Annotated in this window: 25 protein-coding genes and 1 pseudogene; 12 read left to right on the top strand and 14 right to left on the bottom strand. The window is 61.7% G+C overall.

All coding sequences use genetic code 11. The features are described from left to right. The first annotated feature begins 363 nt into the window (after positions 1 to 363). The gene (gene pcsA / locus D8U61_RS13985) at positions 364 to 1,086 is read left to right on the top strand and encodes a phosphatidylcholine synthase (protein ID WP_016775154.1); all 723 of its coding nucleotides are present in this window, start codon (positions 364 to 366) and stop codon (positions 1,084 to 1,086) included. Positions 1,087 to 1,220: 134 nt separating this feature from the next. Here the strand turns inward: pcsA and D8U61_RS13975 are convergent, their stop codons facing one another. From D8U61_RS13975 to D8U61_RS13960, 4 genes are all read right to left on the bottom strand, one after another. Beyond that, positions 1,221 to 2,033: a class I SAM-dependent methyltransferase gene (locus tag D8U61_RS13975; protein ID WP_130927132.1), complete on the bottom strand. Its 813-nt coding sequence runs from the start codon at positions 2,031 to 2,033 to the stop codon at positions 1,221 to 1,223. A gap of 163 nt (positions 2,034 to 2,196) precedes the next feature. Then, on the bottom strand, positions 2,197 to 3,408 hold the full coding sequence (locus D8U61_RS13970) for a cytochrome c biogenesis protein DipZ (RefSeq protein ID WP_130927131.1): 1,212 nt from the start codon (positions 3,406 to 3,408) through the stop codon (positions 2,197 to 2,199). An 88-nt stretch (positions 3,409 to 3,496) separates the two neighbouring features. After that, positions 3,497 to 3,919 (bottom strand): hypothetical protein, encoded by a 423-nt coding sequence (locus tag D8U61_RS13965; RefSeq protein ID WP_122751049.1) that lies wholly within the window; start codon positions 3,917 to 3,919, stop codon positions 3,497 to 3,499. 33 nt (positions 3,920 to 3,952) lie between these two features. Beyond that, the gene (locus tag D8U61_RS13960; protein WP_016775158.1) at positions 3,953 to 4,216 is read right to left on the bottom strand and encodes a DUF2790 domain-containing protein; all 264 of its coding nucleotides are present in this window, start codon (positions 4,214 to 4,216) and stop codon (positions 3,953 to 3,955) included. Positions 4,217 to 4,513: 297 nt separating this feature from the next. Between D8U61_RS13960 and D8U61_RS13955 the strand changes: the two genes are divergently transcribed. From D8U61_RS13955 to D8U61_RS13940, 4 genes are all read left to right on the top strand, one after another. Next, complete coding sequence (locus tag D8U61_RS13955; protein ID WP_024013314.1) at positions 4,514 to 5,254, top strand: response regulator; 741 nt, start codon at positions 4,514 to 4,516, stop codon at positions 5,252 to 5,254. Beyond that, positions 5,251 to 6,561: a HAMP domain-containing sensor histidine kinase gene (locus D8U61_RS13950; protein WP_130927130.1), complete on the top strand. Its 1,311-nt coding sequence runs from the start codon at positions 5,251 to 5,253 to the stop codon at positions 6,559 to 6,561. The genes D8U61_RS13955 and D8U61_RS13950 overlap by 4 nt, the downstream gene beginning before the upstream one ends. 150 nt (positions 6,562 to 6,711) lie before the next feature. After that, positions 6,712 to 7,758, top strand: coding sequence for a class I SAM-dependent methyltransferase (locus D8U61_RS13945; RefSeq protein ID WP_130927129.1), 1,047 nt, complete (start codon positions 6,712 to 6,714; stop codon positions 7,756 to 7,758). A gap of 54 nt (positions 7,759 to 7,812) precedes the next feature. Then, positions 7,813 to 8,655 (top strand): NAD-dependent protein deacetylase, encoded by an 843-nt coding sequence (locus D8U61_RS13940; protein WP_130927128.1) that lies wholly within the window; start codon positions 7,813 to 7,815, stop codon positions 8,653 to 8,655. A gap of 150 nt (positions 8,656 to 8,805) precedes the next feature. Here the strand turns inward: D8U61_RS13940 and D8U61_RS13935 are convergent, their stop codons facing one another. Next, positions 8,806 to 10,422 carry a L,D-transpeptidase family protein gene (locus D8U61_RS13935; RefSeq protein WP_125918735.1) on the bottom strand — a complete coding sequence of 539 codons (1,617 nt, stop codon included), beginning with the start codon at positions 10,420 to 10,422 and terminating at the stop codon, positions 8,806 to 8,808. A gap of 152 nt (positions 10,423 to 10,574) precedes the next feature. On the opposite strand from D8U61_RS13935, the gene D8U61_RS13930 reads away from it, so the two are divergent. Beyond that, positions 10,575 to 11,288 carry a murein L,D-transpeptidase catalytic domain family protein gene (locus tag D8U61_RS13930; protein ID WP_016775166.1) on the top strand — a complete coding sequence of 238 codons (714 nt, stop codon included), beginning with the start codon at positions 10,575 to 10,577 and terminating at the stop codon, positions 11,286 to 11,288. Here D8U61_RS13930 and D8U61_RS13925 read toward each other — a convergent pair. Further along, positions 11,285 to 11,905, bottom strand: a complete 621-nt coding sequence (locus D8U61_RS13925) for a cell wall hydrolase (protein ID WP_016775167.1) — start codon at positions 11,903 to 11,905, stop codon at positions 11,285 to 11,287. The two genes, D8U61_RS13930 and D8U61_RS13925, sit on opposite strands and share 4 nt — an antisense overlap. Before the next feature lie 198 nt (positions 11,906 to 12,103). Between D8U61_RS13925 and D8U61_RS13920 the strand changes: the two genes are divergently transcribed. From D8U61_RS13920 to D8U61_RS13900, 5 genes are all read left to right on the top strand, one after another. Beyond that, positions 12,104 to 12,955 (top strand): CAP domain-containing protein, encoded by an 852-nt coding sequence (locus D8U61_RS13920; protein ID WP_125918736.1) that lies wholly within the window; start codon positions 12,104 to 12,106, stop codon positions 12,953 to 12,955. Positions 12,956 to 13,074: 119 nt separating this feature from the next. Next, the gene (moaA, locus tag D8U61_RS13915; RefSeq protein ID WP_016775169.1) at positions 13,075 to 14,073 is read left to right on the top strand and encodes a GTP 3',8-cyclase MoaA; all 999 of its coding nucleotides are present in this window, start codon (positions 13,075 to 13,077) and stop codon (positions 14,071 to 14,073) included. Between the two features lie 25 nt (positions 14,074 to 14,098). Then, positions 14,099 to 14,998: a bestrophin family protein gene (locus D8U61_RS13910; protein ID WP_130927127.1), complete on the top strand. Its 900-nt coding sequence runs from the start codon at positions 14,099 to 14,101 to the stop codon at positions 14,996 to 14,998. Between the two features lie 563 nt (positions 14,999 to 15,561). Next, the gene (locus D8U61_RS13905) at positions 15,562 to 16,926 is read left to right on the top strand and encodes a glutamine synthetase family protein (protein WP_130927126.1); all 1,365 of its coding nucleotides are present in this window, start codon (positions 15,562 to 15,564) and stop codon (positions 16,924 to 16,926) included. A 147-nt stretch (positions 16,927 to 17,073) separates the two neighbouring features. Then, positions 17,074 to 18,357 (top strand): FAD-binding oxidoreductase, encoded by a 1,284-nt coding sequence (locus D8U61_RS13900; RefSeq protein WP_130927125.1) that lies wholly within the window; start codon positions 17,074 to 17,076, stop codon positions 18,355 to 18,357. 111 nt (positions 18,358 to 18,468) lie between these two features. Here D8U61_RS13900 and D8U61_RS13895 read toward each other — a convergent pair whose 3' ends face one another. From D8U61_RS13895 to D8U61_RS13885, 3 genes are all read right to left on the bottom strand, one after another. Next, positions 18,469 to 19,254 (bottom strand): DeoR/GlpR family DNA-binding transcription regulator, encoded by a 786-nt coding sequence (locus tag D8U61_RS13895; protein WP_130927124.1) that lies wholly within the window; start codon positions 19,252 to 19,254, stop codon positions 18,469 to 18,471. A gap of 186 nt (positions 19,255 to 19,440) precedes the next feature. Then, positions 19,441 to 20,496 carry an AbrB family transcriptional regulator gene (locus D8U61_RS13890; protein WP_130927123.1) on the bottom strand — a complete coding sequence of 352 codons (1,056 nt, stop codon included), beginning with the start codon at positions 20,494 to 20,496 and terminating at the stop codon, positions 19,441 to 19,443. A 165-nt stretch (positions 20,497 to 20,661) separates the two neighbouring features. Next, positions 20,662 to 21,084, bottom strand: coding sequence for an HD domain-containing protein (locus D8U61_RS13885; protein ID WP_024013327.1), 423 nt, complete (start codon positions 21,082 to 21,084; stop codon positions 20,662 to 20,664). Positions 21,085 to 21,242: 158 nt separating this feature from the next. Here D8U61_RS13885 and D8U61_RS13880 point away from each other — a divergent pair, with 158 nt between their 5' ends. Beyond that, positions 21,243 to 21,674 (top strand): hypothetical protein, encoded by a 432-nt coding sequence (locus D8U61_RS13880; protein ID WP_076563430.1) that lies wholly within the window; start codon positions 21,243 to 21,245, stop codon positions 21,672 to 21,674. Positions 21,675 to 21,744: 70 nt separating this feature from the next. On the opposite strand, the gene D8U61_RS13875 is transcribed toward D8U61_RS13880, so the two are convergent. The 5 genes and pseudogenes from D8U61_RS13875 to D8U61_RS13855 all read right to left on the bottom strand — a co-directional run. After that, positions 21,745 to 22,029, bottom strand: coding sequence for a hypothetical protein (locus D8U61_RS13875; protein WP_125927653.1), 285 nt, complete (start codon positions 22,027 to 22,029; stop codon positions 21,745 to 21,747). A 143-nt stretch (positions 22,030 to 22,172) separates the two neighbouring features. Further along, on the bottom strand, positions 22,173 to 22,721 hold the full coding sequence (locus D8U61_RS13870; RefSeq protein ID WP_011333561.1) for a cupin domain-containing protein: 549 nt from the start codon (positions 22,719 to 22,721) through the stop codon (positions 22,173 to 22,175). Between the two features lie 349 nt (positions 22,722 to 23,070). Continuing rightward, on the bottom strand, positions 23,071 to 24,354 hold the full coding sequence (locus D8U61_RS13865) for an FAD-binding oxidoreductase (protein WP_024013330.1): 1,284 nt from the start codon (positions 24,352 to 24,354) through the stop codon (positions 23,071 to 23,073). A gap of 49 nt (positions 24,355 to 24,403) precedes the next feature. Continuing rightward, positions 24,404 to 25,894: an aldehyde dehydrogenase gene (locus D8U61_RS13860; protein ID WP_130927122.1), complete on the bottom strand. Its 1,491-nt coding sequence runs from the start codon at positions 25,892 to 25,894 to the stop codon at positions 24,404 to 24,406. A gap of 255 nt (positions 25,895 to 26,149) precedes the next feature. Then, positions 26,150 to 26,661 (bottom strand): annotated as a pseudogene (locus D8U61_RS13855) (glutamine synthetase); the annotation flags it as partial.

The following is a 26,661-nucleotide window of genomic DNA, read 5'->3' as shown; positions in this document are numbered from 1 at the left end:
GGCGGCGGAAAAATTCAATCGAGGTAAAAAAGCCCCGGACGGATGGAGCGGCCGGGGCTTGTAACGACACATCCAGTAATTGGCTGGGGCTGGCTAAACAGAGTGCAGACGCTAAGACTTTTCCGGCCTGATTGCGTCAGGCAACGATAGACCGACGCAGCCATAGCGCCAGCACCGTTGGGCTGACGCCGGCTCACCGATGAAATCGCACCCGAGAAATTTTCCGCGAGCCAGCTAAGATTCATGGGTGGTGAACCTTATCCCGGCCAAACCGGTCGATAGCTGCAACCCGACCCGGTTTGCCGACGCCCTTTCTGACGATGGGCGATACCCGGCTTGCTTCACTTTCTGGAGAACGCCCCCGTGATATCCACCGTACACATCGCCAGGCTCAAAGCATGGGGCGCCCATGGTTTTACCGCGACTGGCGTGGTCACCGCCTTCCTCGCCACCCTCGCCCTGCTGGAAAACCAGCCGATTCATTGCCTGATGTGGCTGGGCGTGGCGCTGATCGTCGACGGCCTCGATGGCGCACTGGCGCGCAAGGTCAATGTGCAATCGGTGCTGCCGAGTTTCGACGGTTCGATCCTTGATCTGGTCATCGATTACCTGACTTATGTATTCATCCCGGCACTGTTTATCTACCGCTACATTCCCCTGCCCGATTACACCCTGTTGCTGACGGTGTCGGTAATTCTGGTGTCGTCGCTGTTCTGCTTCTGCAACGTCAACATGAAGAGCAAGGACAACTATTTTGTCGGCTTCCCTGCGGCCTGGAACGTGGTTGCGCTGTGCCTGTACATCATCGGCCCGGGGCCGTGGATCACCTTTCTCACCGTGATCGGTCTGGCATTGCTGACGGTGACCCGGATGAAGTTCCTGCACCCGTTCCGCGTGCGTCGTTTCATGCCGATCAATATCGCGGTGACGGCGATCTGGCTGTTGTGCAGCCTGTCGCTGGTGCTCAATCACCCGGTGATCAATCCGCTGGTAATGGGCTTGTGGTTGCTGATGTCGGCTTATTTTCTGGGGATCTGCATCTGGCGCACGGCGCTGGAGTGGTTTGATCGCAGCCATTTGAAATAAGCACATCCCCCTGTGGGAGCGAGCCTGCTCGCGAATGCGGTGGTTCCATCAACATAAAGGTTGGCTGGCACACCGCTTTCGCGAGCAGGCTCGCTCCCACAGAGATCTTCATCGACCAGGAAATCCGATGTGGACTAGCGCTTGGTAATCACCACCTCCAGATACTCACTCGGCACCACCAGCGACGCCTCCCCGCCGCGATTCGACCGGTTGAGCAACTCTGTCAGATCATCCTCCAGCGCCTGTCCGGCCTCCGCCGACAACACCGCAAAAGCCTTGTGCACCGGCCCGTACCAGTGGCGAAAGATGTCAATGAAATGCGCCGCCGAGCGGTAGCGGAAATTGAAGTGGCTGCGGGTCACGCGTACGACAAAATCGCGGTCATCGAAATGCTTGTGCAGCCACGCATCCGAGCCCCAGTTCGATGGCGGCTGAGCAACCGCGGGCGGTGGCAGATGCTGGCCGAGAATCTTGAACATCTGCCCGACGAAGCCCTCCGGCGTCCAGTTGGCCATACCGATCCGCCCGCCCCGCCGACAGACCCGCCCAAGCTCAGCAGCAGCGCTGACCTGGTCAGGCGCGAACATCACGCCGAACGTCGACAACACGGCGTCGTAGCTTTCATCGGGAAAAGGCAAAGCCTCGGCATCGGCCACCTGAAAAATCACCTCCAGATGTTCGGCCCGGGCGCGATCCTGACCACGCTCTAGCAGTGCCGCGACGTAATCGGTGGAGGTCACCACACAACCGCGCCGCGCCGCTGCCAGGGTGGCGTTGCCGTTACCGGCGGCGACATCCAGCACCTGTTCATCACAGCGCAGATCGCAGGCCTCGGCGAGGCTTTCACCGACGATCTGCAAAGTCGTGCCGATCACGGCGTAGTCGCCACTGGCCCAAGCGACTTTCTGACGTTCCTTCAGGGCAGTGAGATCAATCGGGGTACTCATGACAGCGAGCTCCGTGGCAGAGAGAAAGCACAGGCTGCGACGCGGACCGTGCTTGCTCACTATCGCGCCGAGGCTGCCCGGCGTCCCTGTCAATCGTCCGGCAACCCCGTAAACCGGGCACTTTGCCGATGAGTGGTGAAGATCTGTCAAGCGCATGAAACACTCAGGCTGCCGGCGCCTTGGCCTCTTCCAGCAACTGCTTGATCATCTGCTCCTGCTCGGCATAGCGACCTTCACCGAAGTGGCTGTAACGCATCTGGCCCTTGGCGTCGATCAGGTAATGCGCCGGCCAGTATTGATTGTCGAAGTTGCGCCAGATCGCGTAGTCGTTGTCGATCGCTACCGGGTAGGTGATGCCGAGTTTTTTCACCTGATCCTTGACGTTGTTGATGATGCGTTCGTAGCCGTATTCGGGGGTGTGCACGCCGATCACTACCAGGCCGTCCTTCTCGTATTTCTTCGCCCAGTCTTTGACGTACGGCAAGGTGTGCTGGCAGTTGATGCAGTCGTAGGTCCAGAAGTCCACCAGCACCACTTTGCCGCGCAGGGATTCGGCACTGAGCTCTGGTGAATTGAGCCATTGCACGGCGCCCGACAGCGACGGCATTGCGCCCCGGGCCTCGTCCATCATCGAATCGGCGCGGACCTTGCTGACGAAGTAGTCGACCACTTTCGGCACGTTTTCCAGGACGTTTTTCTCGACGCTGGCCACGCCCTCCGAAGACGTATTGGCGAGCAGGGTTTTGTCGGCGCCCGTCGAGATCACCGCGACCGTAGCAAGCACCGCAACCCCGGCACCGCGACGCAACCAGCCGCTGAACGGGATCGACGGTTTCAGCCGATTGACCATACCGCGTCCGGCGAAGATCAACGTGCCCAGCGACAAGGCACTGCCGACGCCGTAAGCCAGCAGCAACAGGCTGGTCTGCGCATTGGCGCCTTGCAACATTGCGCCGGTCAGAATCACCCCCAGGATCGGCCCGGCACAGGGCGCCCACAACAGGCCGGTGGCGACACCGAGCATGATCGAGCCCATCGGTCCGGCACGTTTACGCGTGTCCTGATCGAGACGATTGCCAAGCGCGACAAACGGCCTGGTCAGCCAGTCACCGACGCGGGCCGAGATCAGCGACAGGGCGAACAGCGCCATGACCAGCAAGGCGACGTGGCGGCCGGTGTTGCTGGCCTGGATCACCCACTCGCTGCTGACCACCGCGAGGCTGGAGATCAGCGCGAAGGTCAGCGCCATGCCGGCGAGGGTCAGGAAGATCGAGGAACGGGTACGGTTTGCGCCAGCGAACAGAAACGGCACCACCGGCAGGATGCACGGACTGAGAACGGTCAGCAGACCGCCGAGAAATGCGATGAGGTACATAAGGGGTCACCTTGGAATGGGGGCTGGGCACGCAACCGGCCAGCGAGGGAAACGTCCCCTCGCTAGCTCGCTTTATTTACACCGTGGCTCATGCAATCTGGCCGTCGAGCAACTGCCCTTGAGGCGTACGACTGGCACCGTTTTCCGCGACCAGTTGGCCTTGCGGTGTACGGCTGGAACCATCAGCGGCGACCATCTGGCCTTGCGGTGTGCGGCTGGAACCGTCAGCGGCAACCATCTGCCCCTGCGGCGTGCGGCTGGATCCGTCAGCGGCGACCATCTGCCCCTGCGGTGTGCGGCTGGAACCGTCAGCGGCAACCATCTGCCCCTGCGGTGTGCGGCTGGAGCCGTCAGCGGCGATCAAGGCATCGCTGCCCTCCTTCGCCACGGTGGTCAGCTGGAAGCAGGTGCTGCTGGCGCAACTGCTCTGCTCCACAGCACTGTTGGCGTGGGCGGCGGCACCGGTGAAGGCGAAGGCTGCTGCGGTCAGAAAGCGCGAGACGTTGTTCATGGCAAAACTCCTTGCAGAAAAAGTAGGGATGACTCAGTTCTGGTTGTTGCAGCCGTCAGCGAATTTGCTGTAATCCAGCTCGCGGGTTTTGCCCGCGGAATCGAGGTAGGTCATGCGCGCCTCGGTGATGCCGCAGGTCACCGAGGTGTCTTCGGTCATCGACAGCACTTTCTGGATATCCAGATGGGTGCCGTAGGTGTAGGTTTGCCGGCTGACGTCAGCTTCGGCGTGGGCCGACAGGGTGCAGATGTTCAGAGCGGCGAACAGGCAGGCGGCGAATACGGATTTGTTGTTCATGGTGTAATCCTCAAGGCTTCAGTGGGTTTGAGCCGAGGCGGTCTGTGTGTGCCTCGATGGAGCCTATTTGAGGCCTTCGAGGTATCGCGTCTGTGTCAGGAAAGGACGAGAATCACTCGTTGTGTATCCATGCAGCGTGTAGATACAGAGCGATACAAAACCCCGAAAAAATGGTGATTTTGCGTCGGTGTGTATCCGCCGCTGCGGCAGATACACTGCAATACAAAGGCAGGCGGGCGTGCGGTCTACGGCGCTATAGACTGCACGGCATTCCCCCTTTGACAGAGGCTTGAACCGATGGAACATGTCGATCACATTCTCATCGTCGACGACGACCGCGAGATCCGTGAACTGGTAGGCAACTACCTGAAGAAGAACGGCCTGCGCACAACAGTGGTCGCCGATGGCCGGCAAATGCGCAGCTTCCTTGATGCCAACACCGTCGACCTGATCGTGCTCGACATCATGATGCCCGGTGACGATGGCCTGCAGCTGTGCCGCGAATTGCGAGTCGGCAAACACAAGGCGACGCCAGTGCTGATGCTCACCGCGCGCAACGATGAGACCGATCGCATCATCGGTCTGGAAATGGGCGCCGACGATTACCTGAGCAAACCTTTCGCCGCCCGCGAACTGCTGGCGCGGATCAACGCCGTGTTGCGCCGCACGCGCATGTTGCCGCCGAATCTGGTGGTCACCGAAGCCGGACGCCTGCTGGCGTTCGGTCGTTGGCAGCTGGACACCTCGGCCCGCCACTTGCTCGACAGCGACGGCACCATGGTTGCCCTCAGCGGCGCCGAATACCGCCTGCTGCGGGTGTTCCTCGACCATCCGCAACGGGTGCTCAGCCGCGATCAACTGCTCAACCTGACCCAGGGCCGCGAGGCCGATCTGTTCGATCGTTCGATCGATCTGCTGGTCAGTCGCCTGCGTCAACGCCTGCTGGACGATGCTCGCGAGCCGGCCTATATCAAGACCGTGCGCAGTGAAGGTTATGTGTTTTCGCTGCCGGTCGAACTGCTCGGAGCTTCGGCATGAAACTCAAGCTGCAATGGCCGCGCACCCTCGCCTCGCGCCTGTCGCTGATCTTCCTGATCGGGCTGATTCTGGCGCAGGGCCTGTCGTTCGGCGCGCAGTATTACGAGCGTTACCAGAGCGCGAAAAGCACCATGCTCGGCAACCTCGAAACCGACGTCTCGACGTCGATGGCCATCCTCGATCGCCTGCCCGCCGCCGAACGCGAGGCCTGGCTGCCGCGTCTGGCCCGGCGCAATTACGGCTACCTGCTCAATGAGGGCGAACCGGGCATGCCGGTGACCTCGGCTGAAAAGTCCGTCGCGATCGCCTCGATTACGGCGGCGATCGGCGACACTTATCCCATCGTGTTTACCGAAGTTCCCGGCGGTCCGAGACAACATTTCCAGGGCCACTTGCGCCTGAGCGACGGCAGCCCGGTGACCATCGATATCCGCCCGGCGATGGTGCCGTTGTCACCGTGGTTGCCGGTGGTGCTGCTCGGCCAACTGGCGTTGCTGATCCTCTGCACCTGGCTCGCCGTGCGCATCGCCATCCGCCCCCTCACTCGACTCGCCAACGCCGTGGAAACCCTCGACCCCAACGCTCACCCGATCAAGCTCGACGAGCAAGGGCCAACCGAAGTGGTCCACGCGGCACGGGCGTTCAACGCCATGCAGACGCGCATCGCCGCCTACTTGAAAGAACGCATGCAACTGCTCGCGGCGATTTCCCACGACCTGCAAACGCCGATCACCCGGATGAAACTGCGCGCAGAATTCATGGACGACTCGGTCGAGAAAGACAAACTGAGCAGCGACCTGGGCGAAATCGAGCATCTGGTGCGCGAAGGCGTGGCTTACGCTCGCAGCGTTCACGGCGCCACCGAAGAAAGCCGGCGTACTGATCTCGACTCGTTCCTCGACAGCCTGGTCTTCGACTATCAGGACATGGGCAAGGACGTGCAGCTCGGCGGCAAAAGCAAAGCGGTAATCGAAACCCGTCCGCAGGCCCTGCGCCGGGTGCTGGTGAACCTGACCGACAACGCCCTGAAATTCGCCGGCGCCGCGCAATTGCAGGTCGAAGCGCAGGGCGACAGCCTGTCGGTGAAAGTCCTCGATCGCGGCCCGGGCATCGCCGAGGCCGAACTGGCGCAGGTGCTGGAACCGTTCTACCGCGTGGAAAACTCGCGCAACCGCGACACCGGCGGCACCGGGCTCGGACTGGCGATCGCCCAGCAATTGGCGTTGGCGCTCGGTGGCTCGCTTATGTTGAGCAATCGTGAAGGTGGCGGGTTGTGCGCTGAACTGAAGTTGCCGCTGCCACGCTGAGAAAAACACCGACTAGACTCATTCATTACCCAGTCGAGGGGGCCGCAGGACGTCTGCTGTGCCCTGCCCCAATCCGTGACCACCGCCCGGTGGCGCCTGCCTCGACATTCAACGCCGCCGGACGGTGATCCTGTTTCAGGAGCACACGTGATGAATGAGGCGAAGCTCAACGAATTCATGGGCAAACTGGTCAACGACATGGGCGGCGCGGCGATGCTGGCCAACGTTATCGTCGGCGAAGAACTCGGTCTGTATCGGGCAATGGCCGACAGCCAACCGATCAGCCCCGAAGCCCTTGCGGCGAAAACCACCTGCAATCCGCGCCTGGTACGCGAATGGCTCAGCGCCCATGCCGCATCAGGCTATATGGAACACGTTGACGGTCAATTTCGCTTGCCTGAAGAACAGGCACTGGCGCTGGCCGTGGAGGATTCGCCGGTGTATGTCGCTGGCGGTCTCGGCGTGGTGGCGTCGTTTTTCCATGACAAGGACAAACTGGTCAAGGCCATGCGCGGCAATGGCGCCTTGTCGTGGGGCGATCACCACCCGTGCATGTTCAGCGGCACTGAACGCTTCTTCCGCCCCGGCTACAAAGGTCACCTGATTGCCGAATGGCTTCCGGCCCTGGACGGCGTGGTGGCCAAGCTGGAACGCGGGGCCAAGGTTGCCGACATCGGCTGCGGTCACGGCGCCTCGACGGTGATCATGGCTCAGGCGTTTCCGAAATCGCAGTTTGTCGGCTTCGACTTCCACGCGCCGTCAGTCACAGTCGCTACGCAACGCGCCGAAGAAGGTGGCGTGGGCAATCGCGCCAGATTCTTCGAGGGCACGGCGAAAAACTATCCCGGCGGCGACTACGACCTGATCTGCTTTTTCGACTGCCTGCACGACATGGGTGACCCGGTCGGCGCCGCTCGCCACGCTTATGAGTCGCTGAAAGATGATGGCACGGTGTTGCTGGTCGAACCGTTCGCCAACGACAAACTGGACGACAATCTCAACGCGGTCGGGCGCCTGTTCTACGCCGCCTCGACGTTTATCTGCACGCCCAATTCGCTGTCCCAGGAAGTCGACCTCGGGCTCGGTGCGCAGGCCGGTGAATTGCGCCTGCGCAAAGTCTTTGTCGAGGCCGGATTCAAGCAGTTCCGCCGCGCCACGCAAACGCCTTTCAACCTGATACTGGAGGCGCGCAAGTAACCCGTGCGGATCGCGTGCTAACCTGCCGGCACTGCCCATTCTGGAGTGCTGAGCATGCTCGATAGCCCGATCCGCGAACATCTCGATATGCTGTTGCAGGCCATGGCCGACGATAAATTCCTGATATTGACCGGCGCCGGCATCAGCACGCCATCGGGCATTCCGGACTATCGCGACAGTGACGGCGTGCGTCGCGGGCGGCAGCCGATGATGTATCAGGAATTTCTTGCCGCCCCGGAATCACGCCGGCGTTATTGGGCGCGAGCGATGCTCGGCTGGCCGCGCGTGCGAAAGGCCCGACCGAATGCCGCGCATGAGGCGCTGGCGACATTGCAGCAGCGTGGCCGGATCAGCGCCTTGATCACGCAGAACGTCGATACCTTGCACGATCAGGCCGGCAGCCACGATGTGATCGAATTGCACGGCAGCCTGCATCGAGTGCTGTGCCTGGATTGCGGGCAGCGCAGCGAGCGCGACGCGATCCAGCGCCAGATGGAGGCACACAATCCTTATCTGACTGGTGTTGATGCGGTGCAGGCGCCGGATGGCGATACCTTGCTGGATCCGGCGTTTGAAGCGCGGTTTCAAGTGCCCCGGTGCCCGCATTGCGCAGGTGAGCGGATGAAACCGGATGTGGTGTTTTTCGGCGAGAACGTAGCGCAACCGACGGCCGCGCGGGCCTTGGCCGCTGCCGAGAATGCGGCGGGGTTGTTGGTGGTGGGATCGTCGTTGATGGCGTATTCCGCGTTTCGCTTGTGTCGGGTGATTGCCGAGCGTGGCAAGCCGTTGATGGCGATCAATCTGGGCAAGACCCGGGCGGATGATCTGCTCGATTTGAAGATTGAAGGCTCGTGTGAGGAGCTTTTGCCGTGGTTGGTGGAGGAGCTGGGGCGGTGAGATTTTGAGTAATGGGTTCGGCTTGAAATCGGCCCCTCACCCTAGCCCTCTCCCGAGGGAGAGGGGACTGACCGAGGTGTTTGTACGGGATTCGTCGACCTGAAATCACTCATCGAACTCAGATCTTTGACTGCCGTGCTGGTGCCGGACTCAATGCGCCCGATCCAGCCCCGCCAGCAATGCGCTGTCGTGGCTGTAGATGTCCGGCGCATAACGCACATGGCCGCTGCTGTCGACTTGCGCCGTCCAGTAGGTCATCAGGATTGGCACCGGCGCCGACAGGCGAAATTCATGGGTGGTGCCGGTTGCCAGCAAAGTCTCGGTGCGAGCTTTTTCTGCCGGGGACAGCAGCAGATCGCGCAGTTGCAGCGGGTGCTCGACGCGCACACAACCGGAGCTGAACGCCCGTGGGCCTTTGTCAAACAGCGCCTTGCTCGGCGTGTCGTGCAGGTAGACCGAGAACGGGTTGGGGAAACGGATGACCATTTGGCCCAGCGGATTGCGCGGGCCGGCGTCCTGACGCAGGAGGATGTTGCCGGGGTTGTCCCAGTCGATGTCCGCTGCCGCCAGAGGCTGACCGTTGGCATCGAGCACTTGCAGGTTCTGGCGGCTGAGGAAAGTCTGGTCCTTGCGGATTTCCGGCAGCTTGTCTTCTTTCCAGATGGTCGGCGGTACGGTCCAGGTCGGGTTCAGCGTCAGGCGGGTGACGCGGGATTTGAGCAGCGGCGTCTGGCGTTCCGCGCGGCCGACCTGGGTGCGGGTCTGCCACACCGGTTGACCGCCCTGATACAGCGTCAGCTCAGCGGCGGCCACGTTGACCACCAGGCCACTGGGCTCCATGTCCTGGGCGATCCAGCGGAAACGTTCGAGATTGACGCGCAACTGATCGCGGCGGGTCAGCGGGCTGATGTTCAGCTCGGCAATGGTGCCCGGCCCGACCACGCCGTCAGCCTGCAACGAATGACTGGCCTGAAAGTGCTTCACCGCTTCCACCAGCACGTCATCGTAGGCGTTGTCCGGTGTCACCAGTGCGTGTGTCAGATAACCTTCGTTGTACAGACGACGGGCCAGTTCCGGCACGCGCGGGTCTGCCATCGCCGGACGCAGCAACGGGCCGTTGCCCACCGGCTGCCATTGCGGCAGGGCTTGCAAGCGTTGCGCGGCGTACAGCTGACGCAGGCTTTGATATTGCGGTAGATGCGGACGCGCCAGGTCGAACGCCGCAGCAATATCGTTCATGCCCGGCACGGCAATACTGAGCAGTTGCGCCTGACGATCGGTCGGCGGGCCGTCGACACGCCACAGCGGTTCGAAATGCGATTGCAACAGACGGCCGTAATGCAGATCCTGCAAGGCCTGCAGGTAGTTGCGGCTGATGTCGATGTCGGCGCACAACTCGCCATCCTGCGGCGGCGTAGTGGCCACGGCGTAGCGATTCGGATTCAACCCATCATCGGCCAGCAGCTGCAATTGCGCGCGCAATGCCGGCAAGCGTGCCGACTCACTCGCCCACACCGGCATCCAGTCCTGCTGTTCATAAAACGCCTGCAATTGGCTCAACGCCGGGCCATTGAGACGCGGAGCGATGGCCGGGCACGACTGCGCCAGGCTGATCAAAACCGCCTGCAACGGGCTGCGCGGCTCGACCGGCAATTGCGTTTCAGGCGTCGGCAGGGTTTCGAGCGGGGGCAGCGGCTCATCGGCGCAAGCGACAAACGGCGCAGCGAGCAAACAAATGCTCAAGTAGCATGCGTACTTTTTGAACAACTGCTTTACTCCAATCCATGGCCGTCCAGATGACGGTCAACCTTACATCAGGTGCGCTGAACAGTCAGGCTCGAACCGCGAGCCTGCGGGTATTGACTGGGAGTCAGGAGCCAAAGTGCCGTTTATGTAGCAAGTTGAGGACACTTTATAAAATGTTGACGTTTTTGCGCCGACTTCTGTTGAGCACCGCGACCCTTGTCGCCGTGACCAGCCCGGTATTTGCCGCCGGCAAGCCATCGCCGGTTCTCTACAACAGCCTCGCCCACGCCGCGCCGGAACTCAATCCCCAGGCGCTCAAAGGTGCATTGAACGCCATGCAATGCGCGGTCAACAACGGCGCGAAACCCTCGCGGCATCTGGCGATCATCGATTATTCGCAACCGTCCACCGAACGCCGCCTGTGGATCTTCGATCTGAGCAAAAAGAAACTGGTGCTGCGTGATCTGGTTGCCCACGGTTCGAACTCCGGGGAAAACTTCGCCACGCAGTTTTCCAATCGCGAAGGCAGTTATCAGTCCAGCCTCGGTCTGTTCCGCACTCAGGAAAGCTACGAAGGTACTCACGGCTATTCGCTGCGCATGGATGGTCTGGAACCCGGTTTCAATGATCTGGCCCGTGATCGCGCGATCGTGATTCATGCCGCCAGTTACGTGAACCCGCTGTGGAGCAAGCGTCAGGGGCGTATCGGCCGCAGTCAGGGTTGCCCCGCCGTGCGGCCGCAGATCGCCAAACAGGTGATCGATCGCCTGAAGAACGGCCAGTTCATGTTTTCCTGGTATCCGGATCAGCGCTGGCTGCAAAAGTCACCGTATCTGAACTGCCAGCCGCAGCAGGTGGCGAGCATTCTCAACACCCACGCCAGTTAACGCGCGTCGCCGCCGGCGGGTTTGTAGAACAGGAACCTGCCGGTCTGCGCGGTGTTGCGATAGGCCTTGGCCCAGCTCGGGTGCACGCCGCGATCGTGAAAATACAGGGCACCGCGCGTGCGGTCCTTGAGCTGACGGTTCAACGCCTTGCCGGCGATTTCCTTGGCCAGCGCGTATTCGGCGTCTTCCTTGACCTGATCGGGCTTGCCATCGCACCACCAGGAAAACTGGCAATTGCCGCTTTCCGATCCTTGCTTGACCACCGCGCACACCGTGTCGGGAAAGCCGTCGTGGCCGAGGCGATTCATCACCACGCTGGCGACGGCTTCCATTTCCGGGGTGTCCTTGCCCTTGGCTTCCCAATAGATACTGCGCGCCAGACAGGTCAGCGGATCGTCCAGCGGCGCGGCGCCGGCCGGGTCTACCGCCTGCGCTTCGGTGGGGGTGATGGCCTCGGATTTTGGCGCTGGCGCGGCGCTGACTTTATCCGCCGCTTTCTCCTCCAGCACCTCGGCTTTCTGTTCGGCCTTGGCCTCGATCGGCGCCTGCGCCCCGGCCCATGCTGCGCCGGTCAAAAAGATCCACAACAAACCGCCCGCCAAGCCTTTCGATCCCATGTCGATTCTTCCGTCAGCGCCCGCCCGGGGCAAGATGTTACGTCGGTGAGACGCCCGGTTTGCGGGGTCTTCGCAGAGTGTAGCGAGCAAATGCGCGGGCACACCAGCGCAGAAAAAAATCCGCCGCAAAGAAAAACACATTCACTCACCGGGGGCCTTTCGCGCATCATGGGCGCATTCAGCTCAAGGGAGATTTCCATGCGCTTCATGCCGTCCGTTTTGCGTTGTGCCGCACTGTCGCTGGGCGTGGTGTTCGCCACCTCGGCGCTGGCTGCCGATGAACTGCAATTGATCGAGTCGATCAACAGCTATCGCAGCCAGCCGCAGCGTTGCGGCACGCAGGCATCGAACGAGTTGCCACCGCTGTCGGCCGATCCACGTCTGCGCCTGCCGGCCAGCGGCGCGGTCGATCTGCAGCAGGCCATGACCAGCGCCCACTACCCGATGGTCAACGTGCAGGCGATCACCCTCAACGGCCCGCGCGATGCAGCGGCGGCGATGCAGGCGATCAAGGAAAGCTTCTGTAAGGTGGTGCTCGATCCGCAGTTCGTCGATATCGGCGTCAACCGTGTCGACCGCGACTGGCGCATAGTCCTCGCGCGGCCGTTGCTGACGGCGAAACTCGGCGATGCACAAAGCGAAGGGCAAAAGCTGCTGGCGCAACTCAATACCGCGCGCGGCCAGGCGCGCCAGTGCGGCGGGCAGTCCTTCGCGGCGGCAGCACCGCTGGCGTGGAATGCCACGCTGGGCACGGTCGCTCAGGATCACAGCCGCGACATGGCCAACAACAATTACCTCGACCACAAGGACGGCGACGGCCGCACGCCGGGCGACCGCGCCGAGCTGTCCGGTTACAGTGGGCAACTGGTCGGCGAGAACATCGCCGCCGGGCAAGACACCGTCGGCAAGGTCGTCGACGGCTGGCTCGCCAGCCCCGGGCATTGCGCCAATCTGATGAATCCGCAATATCAGGAACTGGGCGCCGCCTACGCGACCGACCCGAAAAGCAACGCCGGCATTTACTGGACGGCAATGTTTGGCGCACCGTAACGCATCATCGACGCCGTCAATCACTCGGTCAGCCAGAGTGATTGGACGGCATGGCGAACGCAGCCTACCCTGCGCGATCTGCGCCCGCTGACGGCGCTCCACATCCACGAGGCGAGCCCATGACACAGCGTGAATTGATCGATGGTCACAACCGCCGCGTGGATTATCTGCGCCTGTCGGTCACCGACCGCTGCGATTTTCGCTGCGTCTATTGCATGGCCGAGGACATGCAGTTCCTGCCGCGCCAGCAGATCCTCACCCTCGAAGAGCTGTTCCAGGTGGCGCAAAGCTTCGTCGCCCTCGGCACGCGCAAGATCCGCCTCACGGGTGGCGAGCCGCTGATCCGCCCCGGCGTCGTGCAACTCTGCGAACAGATCGCCGCCCTGCCCGGCCTGCGCGAACTGTGCCTGACCACCAACGGCTCGCAATTGGGCCGACTGGCCCAGCCGCTGTTCGACGCGGGGGTCAAGCGCCTGAACATCAGCCTCGACAGTCTCGATCCGCAGCGCTTCAAAGAGCTGACCCGCACTGGCGATCTGGCGCAGGTCATCGACGGCATCGATGCCGCGCGTGCCGCCGGTTTCACCCGTACCAAGCTCAATTGCGTGGTGATGCAGGGCCGCAACGATCACGAGATCAACGATCTGGTCAGTTTCGCCATCGAGCGTGATCTGGATATTTCCTTCATCGAAGAGATGCCGCTGGGCGCGATCGCCGAACACAGCCGCGCCGAATCCTTCTATTCCAGCGCGCAAGTACGCGAACGCATCGCCGAACGTTTTACCCTGATCGACTCGACCGAATCGACGCAAGGGCCGTCGCGCTACTGGCGCGTGGCCGAAGCACCGAACATTCGCCTGGGCTTCATTTCGCCACACAGCCACAACTTCTGCGGCACCTGCAATCGCGTGCGCCTGACCGTCGAAGGTCGCTTGCTGCTGTGCCTGGGCAACGAGCATTCGATGGACCTCAAAGCGGTATTGCGTGCCCATCCGGGCCACCCGGAACGTCTGGAGAACGCGATCATCGAGGCGATGAAACTCAAGCCGTATCGACACAACTTCGAAGTCAACGACGACGTGCAAGTGGTGCGTTTCATGAACATGACCGGCGGCTGATCCGCCGCGCAACCGGGACCGCGAGATGATCGTCAGACCGAGACCCAATCAGTTCGCCGTGCTGTTCACCCTCAAAGGCTCGATCGCCAAACGCATCGCCGTGCGCACCTTGATGCTGACACTGCTGGCGGCAGCGATTGTGCTGATCGAACTTCTGGTGCCGAGCTACTTCGCCCAGATCAATTCGACGCCGTTCACCCTGCTCGGTCTGTCGCTGTCGATCTTCCTGAGCTTTCGCAACAACGCCTGTTACGACCGTTGGTACGAGGGCCGCAAGGCCTGGGGCGAGGTGCTGCTGCGGGTGCGCGCGGTGATGCGCGAAACTCAAGGCATCGATGACACGCGCCTGCGTGGACAACTGTTGCGCAACCTGTGCGGTTTCGCCCACGCGTTGAATGCGCGGTTGCGTGGAGACAGTGAGGAGCAGGCCAGCACCGACTGGGTCAGCCCGCCGATCGATGGGTCGGCGCCGGATCACTGCGGCCAGATCCTTCATCAGGTCGGGCGCCAGTGTTCCGAGCTGGAAACGGCCGGTGTGCTGTCGCCATGGCGTTATCAATTGCTGGCCAATCACCTGACCTGCCTGAGCCAGGCCCAGGCCGTGTGCGACCGCATCAAGAACACGCCACTGCCCTTCCCTTACACCCTGCTGCTGCACCGCACCATTTACCTGTTCTGCCTGTTGCTGCCGTTCGCCATGGCGCAATCGCTGGGTTGGTTGACGCCGCTGTTCACGGCAATTGTCAGCTACACCTTTTTCGGCTTCGACGCGATTGCCGATGAACTCGAAGACCCGTTCGGCCGCGATGAAAACGATCTGCCGACCGATGCGCTGGTGCGCACCCTGGAGCGCGATGTGCTGTACGAACTCGGCGTCTCGCCGTTGCCGCCCGCGCCGGAACCGGACGATTACGTGCTGCGCTGAATGGCTCAGCGGCGGGCTCGGCGTGTTGACTCTGGATCGAGGTGCTGCCATTCGCGAGCAGGCTCGCTCCCACAGTTGAAATGCACTCTCCTGTGGGAGCGAGCCTGCTCGCGAAAAAGGCAACTCGGTCAATTAGCCCAAACGCTGGAAAGCGCCACCGACGAATCTTCCATTTACACGCGCGCAAATTCCCCCTTACTATCCGGGCACACCGGTCGCCGGGCCTGCCCTGCCGCCGACGCTTTCCGCCAACGGAAACACGCGTTATGAGTACGTCACCACAACAACCGCAAAGGTTGCACGTCTCTGCTGTACGCGCCCACTGCAACAGGGGCCGCGTATGAACCGCATCGTCAATCTGCCCATGGCCCTGCGCCGCTCCAAGCTGCGTCACTCCGCACGCCCGCCGGATATCGCCATTCCTGCCTGATCGCGTGAGCTGTAACCGCGACAGTCAATTTCCCGATTTTCCTGATACCCCTGCCGGGACACTTACGCCTTTTTGTCGCGTCGTGTCCGGCCGAATCTGCGCGCGTGTGCGGCGCCACCGTGAGTGATTTGCCATGAAATTCGCAGCCATCGAAGAAGCACGCCTGTTCCTCGAACAGAACCCCGATATCGACATGATCGAACTGTTCATTCTCGACGCCAACGGCGTGCCGCGCGGCAAGCTGTTGCATCGCGAAGAACTGCTCGCCGTGTATGAAAGCGGCCGACCGCTGCCGAGCACCATCCTCGGCCTGACCGTACAAGGCGAGGATGTCGAGAACTCCGGACTGGTCTGGGATGTGGGCGATATCGACTGCCGCGCCTATCCGCTGCAAGGCAGTCTGGTGCGCCTGCCGTGGCGGCAGATTCCGACCGCTGCGGTGCAGGTCAGCATGCACCCGAGCGAGGGCCTGCCGGCGAGCATCGCTGATCCTCGGCACCTGCTGATCAAGGTCATCGACGGGCTCAAGGCCGAGGGCTATCACCCGATCATGGCCTGCGAGCTGGAGTTCTATCTGCTCGACGCCAAACGCGATCACAACGGCCGCCCGCAACCGGCGCTGGACGCTGACGGCGGACGACCGCGACACACGCAAGTCTACGGTTTGCGCGAGCTGGAGCAGATCGAGCCATTCCTCGCCGACCTCTACAGCGCGTGCAAACTGCACGGTATTCCGGCGCGCACGGCGATCTCCGAATACGCCCCGGGGCAAGTGGAAATCACCCTTGAACACGGCGATGCGCTGGAAGCGATGGATCAGGCGGTGCGCTACAAGCGTCTGGTCAAAGGCGTGGCGCACAAGCACGGCATGCAGGCGACGTTCATGGCCAAGCCGTTCGATGATCTGGCCGGCACCGGCATGCACATGCACGTCAGCCTGGCCGATGCCGAGGGGCGTAATTTGTTCGCTTCTGAAGACCCGGCCGGCACACCGCTGTTGCGCACGGCGATCGGCGGCATGCTCGCCTCGCTGCTCGATTCGCTGCTGCTGTTCTGCCCCAACGCCAACTCCTACCGGCGTTTCCAGGCCAACAGCTACGCGCCACTGGCGCCGACCTGGGGTGTCGATAACCGCACGGTCAGCCTGCGCGTACCCGGCGGCCCGGCGCCGACACGACACATCGAACACCGCATCTGCGGCGCCGACGCCAACCCGTATCTGGCAGCGGCAGCGATCCTCGCCGGCATTCACCGTGGCATTCGTGAAGAGCTGGATCCGGGGGCACCGGTCGAGGGCAATGGTTACGCTCAGGCAAAAGAATTGTTGCCGACCGATTGGCTGACGTCGCTACAAGCGCTGGAAAATTCACAGTGGGCACGAGAGGCGTTAGGGCAGGAATTCCTTGGGGTGTATCTGGCGGTGAAGCGTGCCGAGTACCGGCAGTTCATGGCTGAAGTGGGTGAGCAGGATTGGCGGTGGTACCTGACCGAGGCTTAAAGATCCAACACCGAACCTGTGGGAGCGAGCCTGCTCGCGAAGGCGTCATCACATTCAACATTTTGGGTGACTGACACACCGCTTTCGCGAGCAGGCTCGCTCCCACAGGGAATGCACTTCGAACCTGAATTTTTTGTGGACCACGACATGACCATTCACTGCAATTCCTACTACACCGCCACCCTCAACCACGACACCGACTACCCGACCCTGCAAGGCCGGCACAAGGTCGATGTGGTAATCATCGGCGGCGGTTTCACTGGCGTCGCCACTGCCGTCGAGCTGGCGGAAAAAGGCCTGAAAGTCGCCATCGTCGAAAGCCACAAGATCGGCTGGGGCGCCACCGGGCGCAATGGCGGGCAAGTCACCGGCAGCCTCTCCGGCGACGGCGCGATGCGCAAGCAGATGCGCGCGAAACTGGGCGATGACGTGGACGATTTCATCTGGCATCTGCGCTGGCGCGGGCATGAAATCATCCGCCAGCGCGTCGAGAAATATGCGATCCAGTGCGACCTCAAACACGGCCATTTGCACGCGGCGTACAAGCCGAGCCACATGGTCGGTCTGCGCAAGGATTACGACGAAGCCGTGCGTCGCGGATTGAGCGATGAAGTGAGCCTGCTCGACCGCAGTCAGGTTCGCGACCTGCTGCAAAGCGAGCTCTACCACGGCGCCATCAAGAACACCCGCAACATGCACCTGCACCCGCTCAACCTGTGCATTGGCGAAGCACGCGCAGCCGAAAGCCTGGGCGCGCTGATCTTCGAAAACAGTGAAGTGCTGGAGATCATTCACGGCGACACACCTGGCGTGCGCACCGCTCACGGTCAGATCGACGCCAGTCAGGTGATGCTCGCCGGTGACGTCTATCACAAGCTCGAACCGGGTCAGCTCAAGGGCAAGATCTTCCCGGCCATGGGCGGCATCGTCACCACCGCGCCGCTCGGTGATCTGGCGCAACAGATCAACCCCGAAGACCTCGCCGTGTACGACTGCCGCTTCGTCCTCGATTACTACCGGCTCACCGCCGACGGCCGTTTGCTGTTCGGCGGCGGTGCCAACTACAGCGGCAAGGATTCGCGCGACATCGCTGCGGAACTGCGCCCGTGTATCGAACGCACGTTCCCGGCGCTAAAAGGTGTGGCGATCGATTACCAGTGGAGCTGCGCGATGGGCATCGTCATCAACCGCATCCCGCAACTGGGCAAGCTCTCGGACAACGTCTGGTATTGCCAGGGCTACTCGGGACATGGCATCGCCACCACGCACATCATGGGCGAAATCATGAGCCGGGCAATCACCGGGCAAATGGAGCAATTCGACACCTTCGCCGCGTGCCAGCACATTCGCGTGCCAATGGGCGACCTGCTGGGCAACCCGTTGCTGGCGGCGGGGATGTGGTATTACCAGATGCTTGAGCGGTTGCGCTGAATTCACTGGCCCTATCGCGAGCAGGCTCGCTCCCACATTGGATTTGTGCACGACACAACACTCTGTGGGAGCGAGCCTGCTCGCGAAGAGGCCCTCAAACCCCATACAAACTCAATCCGGCAACTGCTCCACGACAATCCCCAACCGCCGATAATCCTCGACGCTCCCCGACCCGGGATGCCGCTCGGTAATCAACCTATGCAGGCGCGTACACGGCGCCACCACAAACGGCTCCACCGCACCCAGCTTGTCTGCCGTAGTCACTGCAATCACCCGCGTTGCACTGTCGAGCATCGCCTGTTTGATCGGCACTTCATCGAAATGCAGCGAGGTGATCCCCACTTCGGGATGAATCGCACACACCCCGGTAATTGCCAGATCCGCCTTGATCCCCGCCAGCAGTCGCAGCGCTTCCTGACCACTGGCCGACATCGAATGCGGATTCAATTCACCACCCGCCAGAATCACTTTCACGCCTTTGTATTCCGACAGGGCAATCGCCGTCAGTGGGGAAGCGGTCACGGCAGTGATGCGGATGTCGGCGGGTAGCGCGCGCGCCACCTGCAACGTGGTCGAGCCGGAATCGAACAGCACAATCTGCCCGTCCTCGATGTGCTGCGCCGCCAATTGCGCCAGACGCACCTTGACCTCGTCGGTCTCATCCAGACGGGTGAAGTAATCCTTGCCCGAATCCTTCGGTCGCGGCAACGCCCCGCCATGCACCCGCTGCACCAGCCCGGCGCTGTCCAGCTCGGCGAGGTCGCGGCGGATGGTGTCCTCGGACACCGCGAAATGCTGGCTCAGCTCGGAGGCCATGACCTTGCCGTCACGTTCGAGAAGCAAAAGGATTTTCTGCCGGCGCAGGGACGGCAATTCGGCGTTGGAGTGGTCGTGCATGGTTATGCCTGTTTGTGCTTATAGTTGCAGGTTTCAGCGACACTAGCGAAAGTCTCAGGCAAATACAAACGCAACGGCTATCAATGCTTTCGATCATTGGAATCAACAAGGCGAATTTTTTCTTTGCGCTGCGCCTGTTCACAATGGCCCCACTCTCAAAAGCTCAGGATGCACAGCCCATGAATCTCAACTTCGCCTTCGCCTGCATGATCGTCGTGTCGTTCGCGATTGCCTTGGGCCACGCCTGACCTGCACCAACAACGCCGGGGCAAAATGCAGCAGCACCATCCGGCTCAGATGATGCGTCAGGATAAACACCACATTCAGCCCGCCACCAAACGCGACAATCGCAATCGTCTCGATCGCGCCCGGCATGTACGCCAGCCACAGCGACAGCGGATCAGTGCCCAGCCAGCGCGCGGCCAACTCGGCAAACGCCGCTGCGACGACGATCATCAAGCCGACCGAAACCAGAGCGGTGCGCCCATGACGCGCCAGCTCTGCGATGCCCAGCCCCTGAAACCGTGAGCCGATACGCACGCCAAGAATCAGTGCGGCCAGGTTCAAACTCCACTCCGGCATGTGAAAGCCGTGCAGCCATCCCGACTTCACAAATACAGCGGTTATGAGAATTGCGGTAAGCATGAATGGTGCCGGGACGCCGACCAGCAACAACAGGCGGCCGAGCAATACGCTCAGCGCGATGACAGAGAACGCGGTCAGCGCCATGCCTGTGGTCAACGGATCGCTGGCGACTTCAGCCACCGCCGCTTGCCCGGGAATGAGCAAACTCACCAGCACGGTGATCAACAGCAGTCGCATCAGATGCACGATGATGACTTTGCTCGAAGCCTTTTCCGACTCAAGCAAATCGAACACTGCGGCCAACGCGCCGGGATACACCGCCAGCAGTGCATCGGTGCGGTTCCAACCGGCGCCGCGTGTCAGCCACCATCCGGCGAGTGCGATTTGTACGGTCAAGCAGATCAGCAACACGCCAAGGCTGGGCAACATCGTCGCGGCCGTTTCACTGTCCCATGCTTCGAACATCAGCCCGGTGGCGATGCCCAGCGTGACCTGGATGTAGCCCAGTCCATAAGGAGTTGCCGGAGCAATGCCGGTTTTGCTGGCAAACAACGCAGTAACGACAATCGAGCCCAACAGCAAGCCGTGAGGCACGCCTTCAAACTGCAACAACGCGCCGAAACCAGCCGCAACCAACAAGCACACAATGGATTTCATAGTTCGCCTTCCTGGCTATTTTGTGAGACACCACCATTCCCTGGTAGGAGCTGCCGAAGGCTGCGATCTGATCGTTCCCACGCTCTGCGTGGGAATGCAGCCGGGGACGCTCTGCGTCCCAAAAGATCGCAGCCTTCGGCAGCTCCTACAGGGGGATTTGCATTCCTAAGCGCGAAGGCGCGCAATCGCCCGCCGATATTTCTCGATCCGCTCCAGATCCTCCCAACTCGGCGAGGCGATCCGCGAGATATCGCTGTTCTCTTCCAGATCCGCCAGCTTCACCACCCGGCCAATCGGGTTTTGCGCGGCGCGGTCGACAAAATCCTCGTAGGACTCGCCCGGCACTTTGGTCACTGCCGCGATCGCCGCCAGCACCTCTTCGCTAAAGCCTTCCCCGCGCAAATCATCCAGACTCACCCCGCAATCCTCGACCACATCGTGCAGCACAGCGACGATGCGCTCCTCCAGCGTATTCATGCGCAACATGACTTTCAGCGGATGCAAAATGTACGGCGCCCCGCCCTTGTCCACCTGCCCGGTGTGGGCCGTGGCGGCAATGGCGATGGCGCGTTCGAGGGTTTGGGCCATGGGAATCGAATCCTGCGCCGAATGTTTCTGATTGTTGCGCAGTGTACGCGAAGATCGCTCAGCGCAAACCGATTGAACCTTGCCCGCCCTCGCCGCCTCGAAACCAGACAAGCGCCAAATCACCGATCAGACGCGGCGCCATTGGAGAGGAATTGCCGATGAAAACCCGACTGCTGCTCCTGATCGCCACGTTCGCCATCATCCCCACCTGCGTCATGGCCGAAGGCTGCGACGTGCAGACCCGCTCCTCCAGCGCCTCGGTGCCCGCCGTGGAAACCCACAGCTGCTACGAATACGAAGGCATGCCCGTGGACTCCATCAACTGGTCCTGCAGCAACGAAAGCAAGGACACCCTCAACGCCACCAAGAAAAAAGTCGATCGCTGCGACGACCACTACCAGGCCACATGCACCGCCCGCCTCACCCAGGAATCCTTGGCCAACCCGCACTCGACCAGCAAAGACAAAAGCGCCAAACCGCTGAACATGCCCGACAACGCCAAAGTCACCACGTATTACTACGACGGCGAGCACCTGGCGCAGGCAAAGATTGATTGTGAGAACAGCGGCGGGAACTGGAAGGCTAAGTAACCTCGGTCATCGAGGATTGCCTGATAGAGAGCCCGGCTTGATGCCGGGCTTGCTGCATCTGCAAACAGCTTCAACCCTCACCAGCACCGTTGCTGGTGCCGCTGTCGTTCGATTGCTTCGAACCACTGGGTTTGGAACCCGAAGGTGTCGAGCCGTCATTGTTGGTGGTGTTGCCCTGCGTGCCTTTGGGCACGGTGGCCCCATTGGAATGAATGTCTTCCGGCGCACTCGGGTTGGTCTGGCTATTGCCGTCGTTAGCGGTGGGTGCCGGGGTGTCGCTGGCGGCTGTCGCGTAGAGCGAAGTGGCGGATAACAGCGTGGCCAGGGTGAATGCTGCGAGACTGGATTTATGCATGTCGGCGGTTCCTTTGCGGGGGTGAGTTATGCATTGGAAGCGCATGCGCGGGGAAAATGCGGGAGGGCTGACGAATGGCAGGAACAAACAACCCGACACCTCGTAAAAGATGCCGGGTCAACAAAAAATAATGCGTTATCCGATCAAAAATTCGCCGGCGTATTCGCACTGATAATCTCTGCCTCATCCGCGCCGATGTTGCGGAATTTATGCGGCAACGTCGTCGGAAAGTAATACCCGTCCCCCGCACTCAGCACACTCACCTGCCCGTCCACGGTCAGTTCCACCGTGCCGCGCGTGACCAGCCCGCACTCTTCGCCTTCGGCATGCACGATCGGCTCTTCGCCGGAGCTGGCGCCGGGGGCGTATTGTTCGCGGAGCAGGCGCATCTGGCGGCTGGGCACGGAGGCGCCGATGAGCAGCAGGCGCAGGCCGTGGCGGCCGAGGTCGGGTTGTTCGTTGGCGCGGAACACGTATTGGTGTTCGCGCGGGGGCTGGTCGAAGGTGAAGAAGTCGGCCAGGGACATCGGTATGCCTTCGAGCAGCTTTTTCAGCGAGCTGACGGAGGGGCTGACGCGGTTCTGTTCGATCAGCGAGATGGTCGCGTTGGTCACGCCGCTACGCCGGGCGAGCTCGCGCTGGGAGAGTTTGTAGCTTTCGCGTACTAGTTTGAGTCGAGAACCCGTATCCATGACAGCCTTATGTAAGAGCGACTTAAGGGCGATGGGGGTGGGTGGCGGGTGACGCGCAGGTCGCGCGGATCACGTTGCTCCCGTGTCCCGGAACCGTGAAAGGCGGCTATTAAATCACGTTTGCCGGTGTTGCTCAGCAGGTTCGATGGATGGTGCGGCAAAAGTCCTGTAGGCCTTGGCAATACAGTCACTGTGGGAGCGAGCCTGCTCGCGAAAGCGTAGTGTCTGGCGAATCGATGTCGCCTGATATGGCCTCTTCGCGAGCAGGCTCGCTCCCACAGTGGACATCAGTGCTTTTGCCTAAGTGAAAAACCGGCGAGGTCTTTCGAACCGTCGCCGGTGAGGTCAATCAGACGCCGAAGCGGTCGCGCAGGGAATAGTAGACCGCACCCAGAGCGGTAAGCGGTGCGGAGAAGGTGCGGCCGCCGAGCATCGGCATGTGCGGCAGCGAGGCGAAGGCGTTGAAGCGTTCGGCGTCGCCGCGGATCATTTCCGAGATCAGTTTGCCGGCCAGGTGCGAGCAGGTGACGCCGTGGCCGCTGTAGCCCTGCATATAGTAGGCGTTCTTTTCGATACGGCCGAATTGCGGCATGCGCGACATGGTCAGCAGGAAGTTGCCGGTCCAGCGGTAGTCGATCTTCACGTCTTTGAGCTGCGGAAAGGTCTTGAGGATCTTCGGCCGGATCAGTTGCTCGATATCGTCCGGCTCCCGCGCGCCGTAGACCACACCACCACCGTAAAGCAGACGGTTGTCAGCGGTCAGACGGTAGTAATCCAGCAGGTAGTTGCAATCTTCCACGCAATAGTTGTTGGTGATCAGGCTGCGCGCCTGCTGCTCGGTCAGCGGTTCGGTGACGACGATCTGCGAGCCGCACGGCATGCTTTTCGCGGTGACGCGGTTGTCGAGACCTTGCGGCAGATAAGCATTGCCGGCGATCAGCAGGTATTTGGCGCGGACCAGGCCTTTGGCGGTGCGCACGGTGATCGGCTCGCCGTAGGTAATTTCCACCGCCGCCGATTGCTCGTAGATCTTGCCGCCCAAACGCACGATGGCAGCGGCCTCCCCTAGCGCCAGATTTAGCGGATGAACGTGGCCGCCCTGCATGTCCAGCAAGCCGCCAACGTAAGCGTCGGAACCCACTTCGCGACGAATATCCGCTGCATCGAGCATCTTCAGATTGCGGTTGCCGTAGCGTTCCCAGTTGCGCTTCTGCTCGGCCAGGCCGTTGAGCTGTTTCTTGTTCATCGCTGCGAAAATACCGCCCGGGCGGTAGTCGCACTTGATGTCGTAATCCTTGATGCGCGAACGAATGATATCGGCGCCTTCGAAGATCATGCTGCCGAGGATTTCTGCAGTCTTGTCGCCGTAGCGCTCTTCGATGACGTCGACGTCGCGGCTATAGGAATTGACCAGTTGCCCGCCATTGCGCCCGCTGGCGCCGTAGCCGACTTTCGCCGCTTCCAGCACCGTGACTTTGTAGCCGGCTTCGCTGAGGAACAGTGCCGATGACAGGCCCGTGTAGCCGGCGCCGATAATGCAGACGTCGCAGTCCAGCGCTTCTTCGAGAATCGGGAAGTCGATGACTTCGTTGCGGGTGGCGGCGTAGTAGCTGTTTACGTGTTGCTGTTTCATAGGTTTCTCCGAGGGCCGCCAACCAGGGGCGGCCGCCGCTGTAAAAGAGTCAGAGCTTGATCCAGGTCGCTTTCAGCTCGGTGTACTTGTCGAACGCGTGCAGCGATTTGTCGCGACCGTTGCCCGATTGCTTGAAGCCACCGAATGGCGCGGTCATGTCGCCGCCGTCGTACTGGTTGACCCAGACGCTGCCGGCGCGCAGGCCGCGGGCGAAGGTGTGCGCCTTGCTCAGGTTGCTGGTCCACACCCCGGCGGCGAGGCCGAAGATGCTGTCGTTGGCGATCTGCAGGGCTTCTTCGGCAGTGTCGAAGGTGATCAGCGACAGCACCGGGCCGAAGATTTCTTCTTGGGCGATAGTCATCGCATTGGTCACGCCGTCGAAAATCGCTGGCTGCACGTAGAGGCCGCCGGTTTCTTCGAGGGTGCGTTGGCCGCCGGCAATCAACTCGGCGCCCTGCTCGCGGCCGATGCTGATGTAGCGCAGCACGTTGTCCAGTTGGCGCTGGTCGACCACGGCGCCGACGGTGGTCGCCGGATCCAGTGCGTGCCCCGGTTTCCACGCTTGCAGCGCTTCCACCAGCAGCGGAATGAACTGCTCGCGAATCGAGCGCTCGACCAGCAGACGCGAGCCGGCAGTGCAGACTTCGCCCTGGTTGAAGGCGATGGCACTGGCCGCCGCTTGGGCTGCCGCGCGCAGGTCCGGGACGTCAGCAAATACCACGTTCGGGCTCTTGCCGCCGGCCTCGAGCCAGACGCGTTTCATGTTGCTCTGCCCGGCATAGATCATCAGCTGCTTGGCGATCGCCGTGGAGCCGGTGAAGGCCAGCACGTCGACGTCCATGTGCAACGCCAGCGCCTTGCCGACGGTGTGGCCGTAGCCCGGTAGCACGTTGAACACGCCCTTCGGAATACCCGCCTCCAGCGCCAGTTGCGCGATGCGGATGGCGGTCAGCGGTGATTTTTCCGAAGGCTTGAGGATGAACGAGTTACCCGCCGCCAGCGCCGGGGCGAATTTCCAGCTGGCCATGATCAGCGGGAAATTCCACGGCACGATCGCTGCGACCACACCGGACGGCTCACGGGTGACGAGGCCGAGTTGGTCGTGCGGCGTGGCAGCGACTTCGTCGTAGATCTTGTCGATGGCCTCGGCGCTCCAGCGGATCGCGTTGGCGGTCGCCGGGATGTCGATGTTCATCGAATCGCTGATCGGCTTGCCCATGTCGAGGGTTTCCAGCAGTGCCAGTTCTTCCTGGTGCTGCAGGATCAGATCGGCGAAGCGGATCAGCACGCGCTTGCGCTCGGCCGGGGCTTTTTTCGCCCAGATGCCGGAGTTGAAGGACTGGCGCGCGGCTTCGACGGCCAGGTTGGCGTCGGCTTCATCGGTGCTGGCGACGGCGGCAAGAAAGCGGCCATCGACCGGGCTCAGGCATTCGAAGGTGTCGCCACTGAGTGCCGGGCGATATTCACCGTTGATGAAGGCGCGGGATTCGATGGACAGGGACTGGAAGCGTTGTTCCCAGTCGTTGCGGGTTGTGGTCATTGTTTTTGAGCTCGACAAGGGGGAATTTGGGGGTTGGTCTGGTTGCTTTGCCTGGCCGGGAATCGCTGCCCTCACCCTAGCCCTCTCCCAGAGGGAGAGGGGACCGATCGGGGGATGTCTGGTAACTGCGCCGACCTGAAAAATCTTTGCCGAATCCATCATCGACTGGATCGTTCAGGTCGCCGGAAATCTCCAGACGACGCGGTCAGTCCCCTCTCCCTCCGGGAGAGGGTTAGGGTGAGGGGCTTTTGATCTTCAGACCGTATGCAGATACCAGTTGTACTCAAGGTCAGAGATCGAGTTCTCGAACTCGGCCAGCTCGCTTTCCTTGCACGCGACGAACACGTCGATGTACATCGGGTCGATGTAGCGCGCCATGACTTCGCTGTCGTCGAGCTCGCGCAGGGCGTCGCGCAGGTTGTTCGGCAGGCTCTGCTCGTTCTGCTCGTAGCTGTTGCCTTCGACCGGTGCGCCGGGCTCGATCTGGTTGGTCAGGCCGTGGTGAATGCCGGCCAGTACCGACGCCATCAGCAGGTACGGGTTGGCATCGGCACCGGCGACGCGGTGTTCGATGCGCACGGCGTCCGCTGAACCGGTCGGCACGCGCACGGCCACGGTGCGGTTGTCGATGCCCCAGCTCGGCGAGTTCGGCACATAGAATTGCGCGCCGAAGCGGCGGTACGAGTTGACGTTCGGGCAGAGGAACGCCATTTGCGCCGGCAGGGTCTCGAGCACACCGCCGATCGCGTGACGCAGTGCGGCGTTCT

The organism is Pseudomonas sp. Sample_14 (genome assembly GCF_004307515.1).
Classification (GTDB): Bacteria; Pseudomonadota; Gammaproteobacteria; order Pseudomonadales; family Pseudomonadaceae; genus Aquipseudomonas; species Aquipseudomonas atacamensis.
This window is presented reverse-complemented; position numbering and strand designations above follow the sequence as displayed.

What these genes read in the sequence shown, in the direction of transcription:
- D8U61_RS13905 (WP_130927126.1), top strand. Translation starts at nt 15,562, where the DNA reads ATGAAATTCGCAGCCATCGAAGAAGCACGCCTGTTCCTCGAACAGAAC.
- D8U61_RS13885 (WP_024013327.1), bottom strand. Translation starts at nt 21,084, where the DNA reads ATGGCCCAAACCCTCGAACGCGCCATCGCCATTGCCGCCACGGCCCAC.
- D8U61_RS13940 (WP_130927128.1), top strand. Translation starts at nt 7,813, where the DNA reads ATGCTCGATAGCCCGATCCGCGAACATCTCGATATGCTGTTGCAGGCC.
- D8U61_RS13865 (WP_024013330.1), bottom strand. Translation starts at nt 24,354, where the DNA reads ATGAAACAGCAACACGTAAACAGCTACTACGCCGCCACCCGCAACGAA.
- D8U61_RS13960 (WP_016775158.1), bottom strand. Translation starts at nt 4,216, where the DNA reads ATGAACAACAAATCCGTATTCGCCGCCTGCCTGTTCGCCGCTCTGAAC.
- D8U61_RS13920 (WP_125918736.1), top strand. Translation starts at nt 12,104, where the DNA reads ATGCGCTTCATGCCGTCCGTTTTGCGTTGTGCCGCACTGTCGCTGGGC.
- D8U61_RS13875 (WP_125927653.1), bottom strand. Translation starts at nt 22,029, where the DNA reads ATGCATAAATCCAGTCTCGCAGCATTCACCCTGGCCACGCTGTTATCC.
- D8U61_RS13860 (WP_130927122.1), bottom strand. Translation starts at nt 25,894, where the DNA reads ATGACCACAACCCGCAACGACTGGGAACAACGCTTCCAGTCCCTGTCC.
- D8U61_RS13890 (WP_130927123.1), bottom strand. Translation starts at nt 20,496, where the DNA reads ATGAAATCCATTGTGTGCTTGTTGGTTGCGGCTGGTTTCGGCGCGTTG.
- moaA (WP_016775169.1), top strand. Translation starts at nt 13,075, where the DNA reads ATGACACAGCGTGAATTGATCGATGGTCACAACCGCCGCGTGGATTAT.
- D8U61_RS13970 (WP_130927131.1), bottom strand. Translation starts at nt 3,408, where the DNA reads ATGTACCTCATCGCATTTCTCGGCGGTCTGCTGACCGTTCTCAGTCCG.
- D8U61_RS13950 (WP_130927130.1), top strand. Translation starts at nt 5,251, where the DNA reads ATGAAACTCAAGCTGCAATGGCCGCGCACCCTCGCCTCGCGCCTGTCG.
- D8U61_RS13900 (WP_130927125.1), top strand. Translation starts at nt 17,074, where the DNA reads ATGACCATTCACTGCAATTCCTACTACACCGCCACCCTCAACCACGAC.
- D8U61_RS13965 (WP_122751049.1), bottom strand. Translation starts at nt 3,919, where the DNA reads ATGAACAACGTCTCGCGCTTTCTGACCGCAGCAGCCTTCGCCTTCACC.
- D8U61_RS13870 (WP_011333561.1), bottom strand. Translation starts at nt 22,721, where the DNA reads ATGGATACGGGTTCTCGACTCAAACTAGTACGCGAAAGCTACAAACTC.
- D8U61_RS13880 (WP_076563430.1), top strand. Translation starts at nt 21,243, where the DNA reads ATGAAAACCCGACTGCTGCTCCTGATCGCCACGTTCGCCATCATCCCC.
- D8U61_RS13895 (WP_130927124.1), bottom strand. Translation starts at nt 19,254, where the DNA reads ATGCACGACCACTCCAACGCCGAATTGCCGTCCCTGCGCCGGCAGAAA.
- D8U61_RS13925 (WP_016775167.1), bottom strand. Translation starts at nt 11,905, where the DNA reads ATGGGATCGAAAGGCTTGGCGGGCGGTTTGTTGTGGATCTTTTTGACC.
- D8U61_RS13945 (WP_130927129.1), top strand. Translation starts at nt 6,712, where the DNA reads ATGAATGAGGCGAAGCTCAACGAATTCATGGGCAAACTGGTCAACGAC.
- D8U61_RS13930 (WP_016775166.1), top strand. Translation starts at nt 10,575, where the DNA reads ATGTTGACGTTTTTGCGCCGACTTCTGTTGAGCACCGCGACCCTTGTC.
- D8U61_RS13955 (WP_024013314.1), top strand. Translation starts at nt 4,514, where the DNA reads ATGGAACATGTCGATCACATTCTCATCGTCGACGACGACCGCGAGATC.
- D8U61_RS13910 (WP_130927127.1), top strand. Translation starts at nt 14,099, where the DNA reads ATGATCGTCAGACCGAGACCCAATCAGTTCGCCGTGCTGTTCACCCTC.
- D8U61_RS13975 (WP_130927132.1), bottom strand. Translation starts at nt 2,033, where the DNA reads ATGAGTACCCCGATTGATCTCACTGCCCTGAAGGAACGTCAGAAAGTC.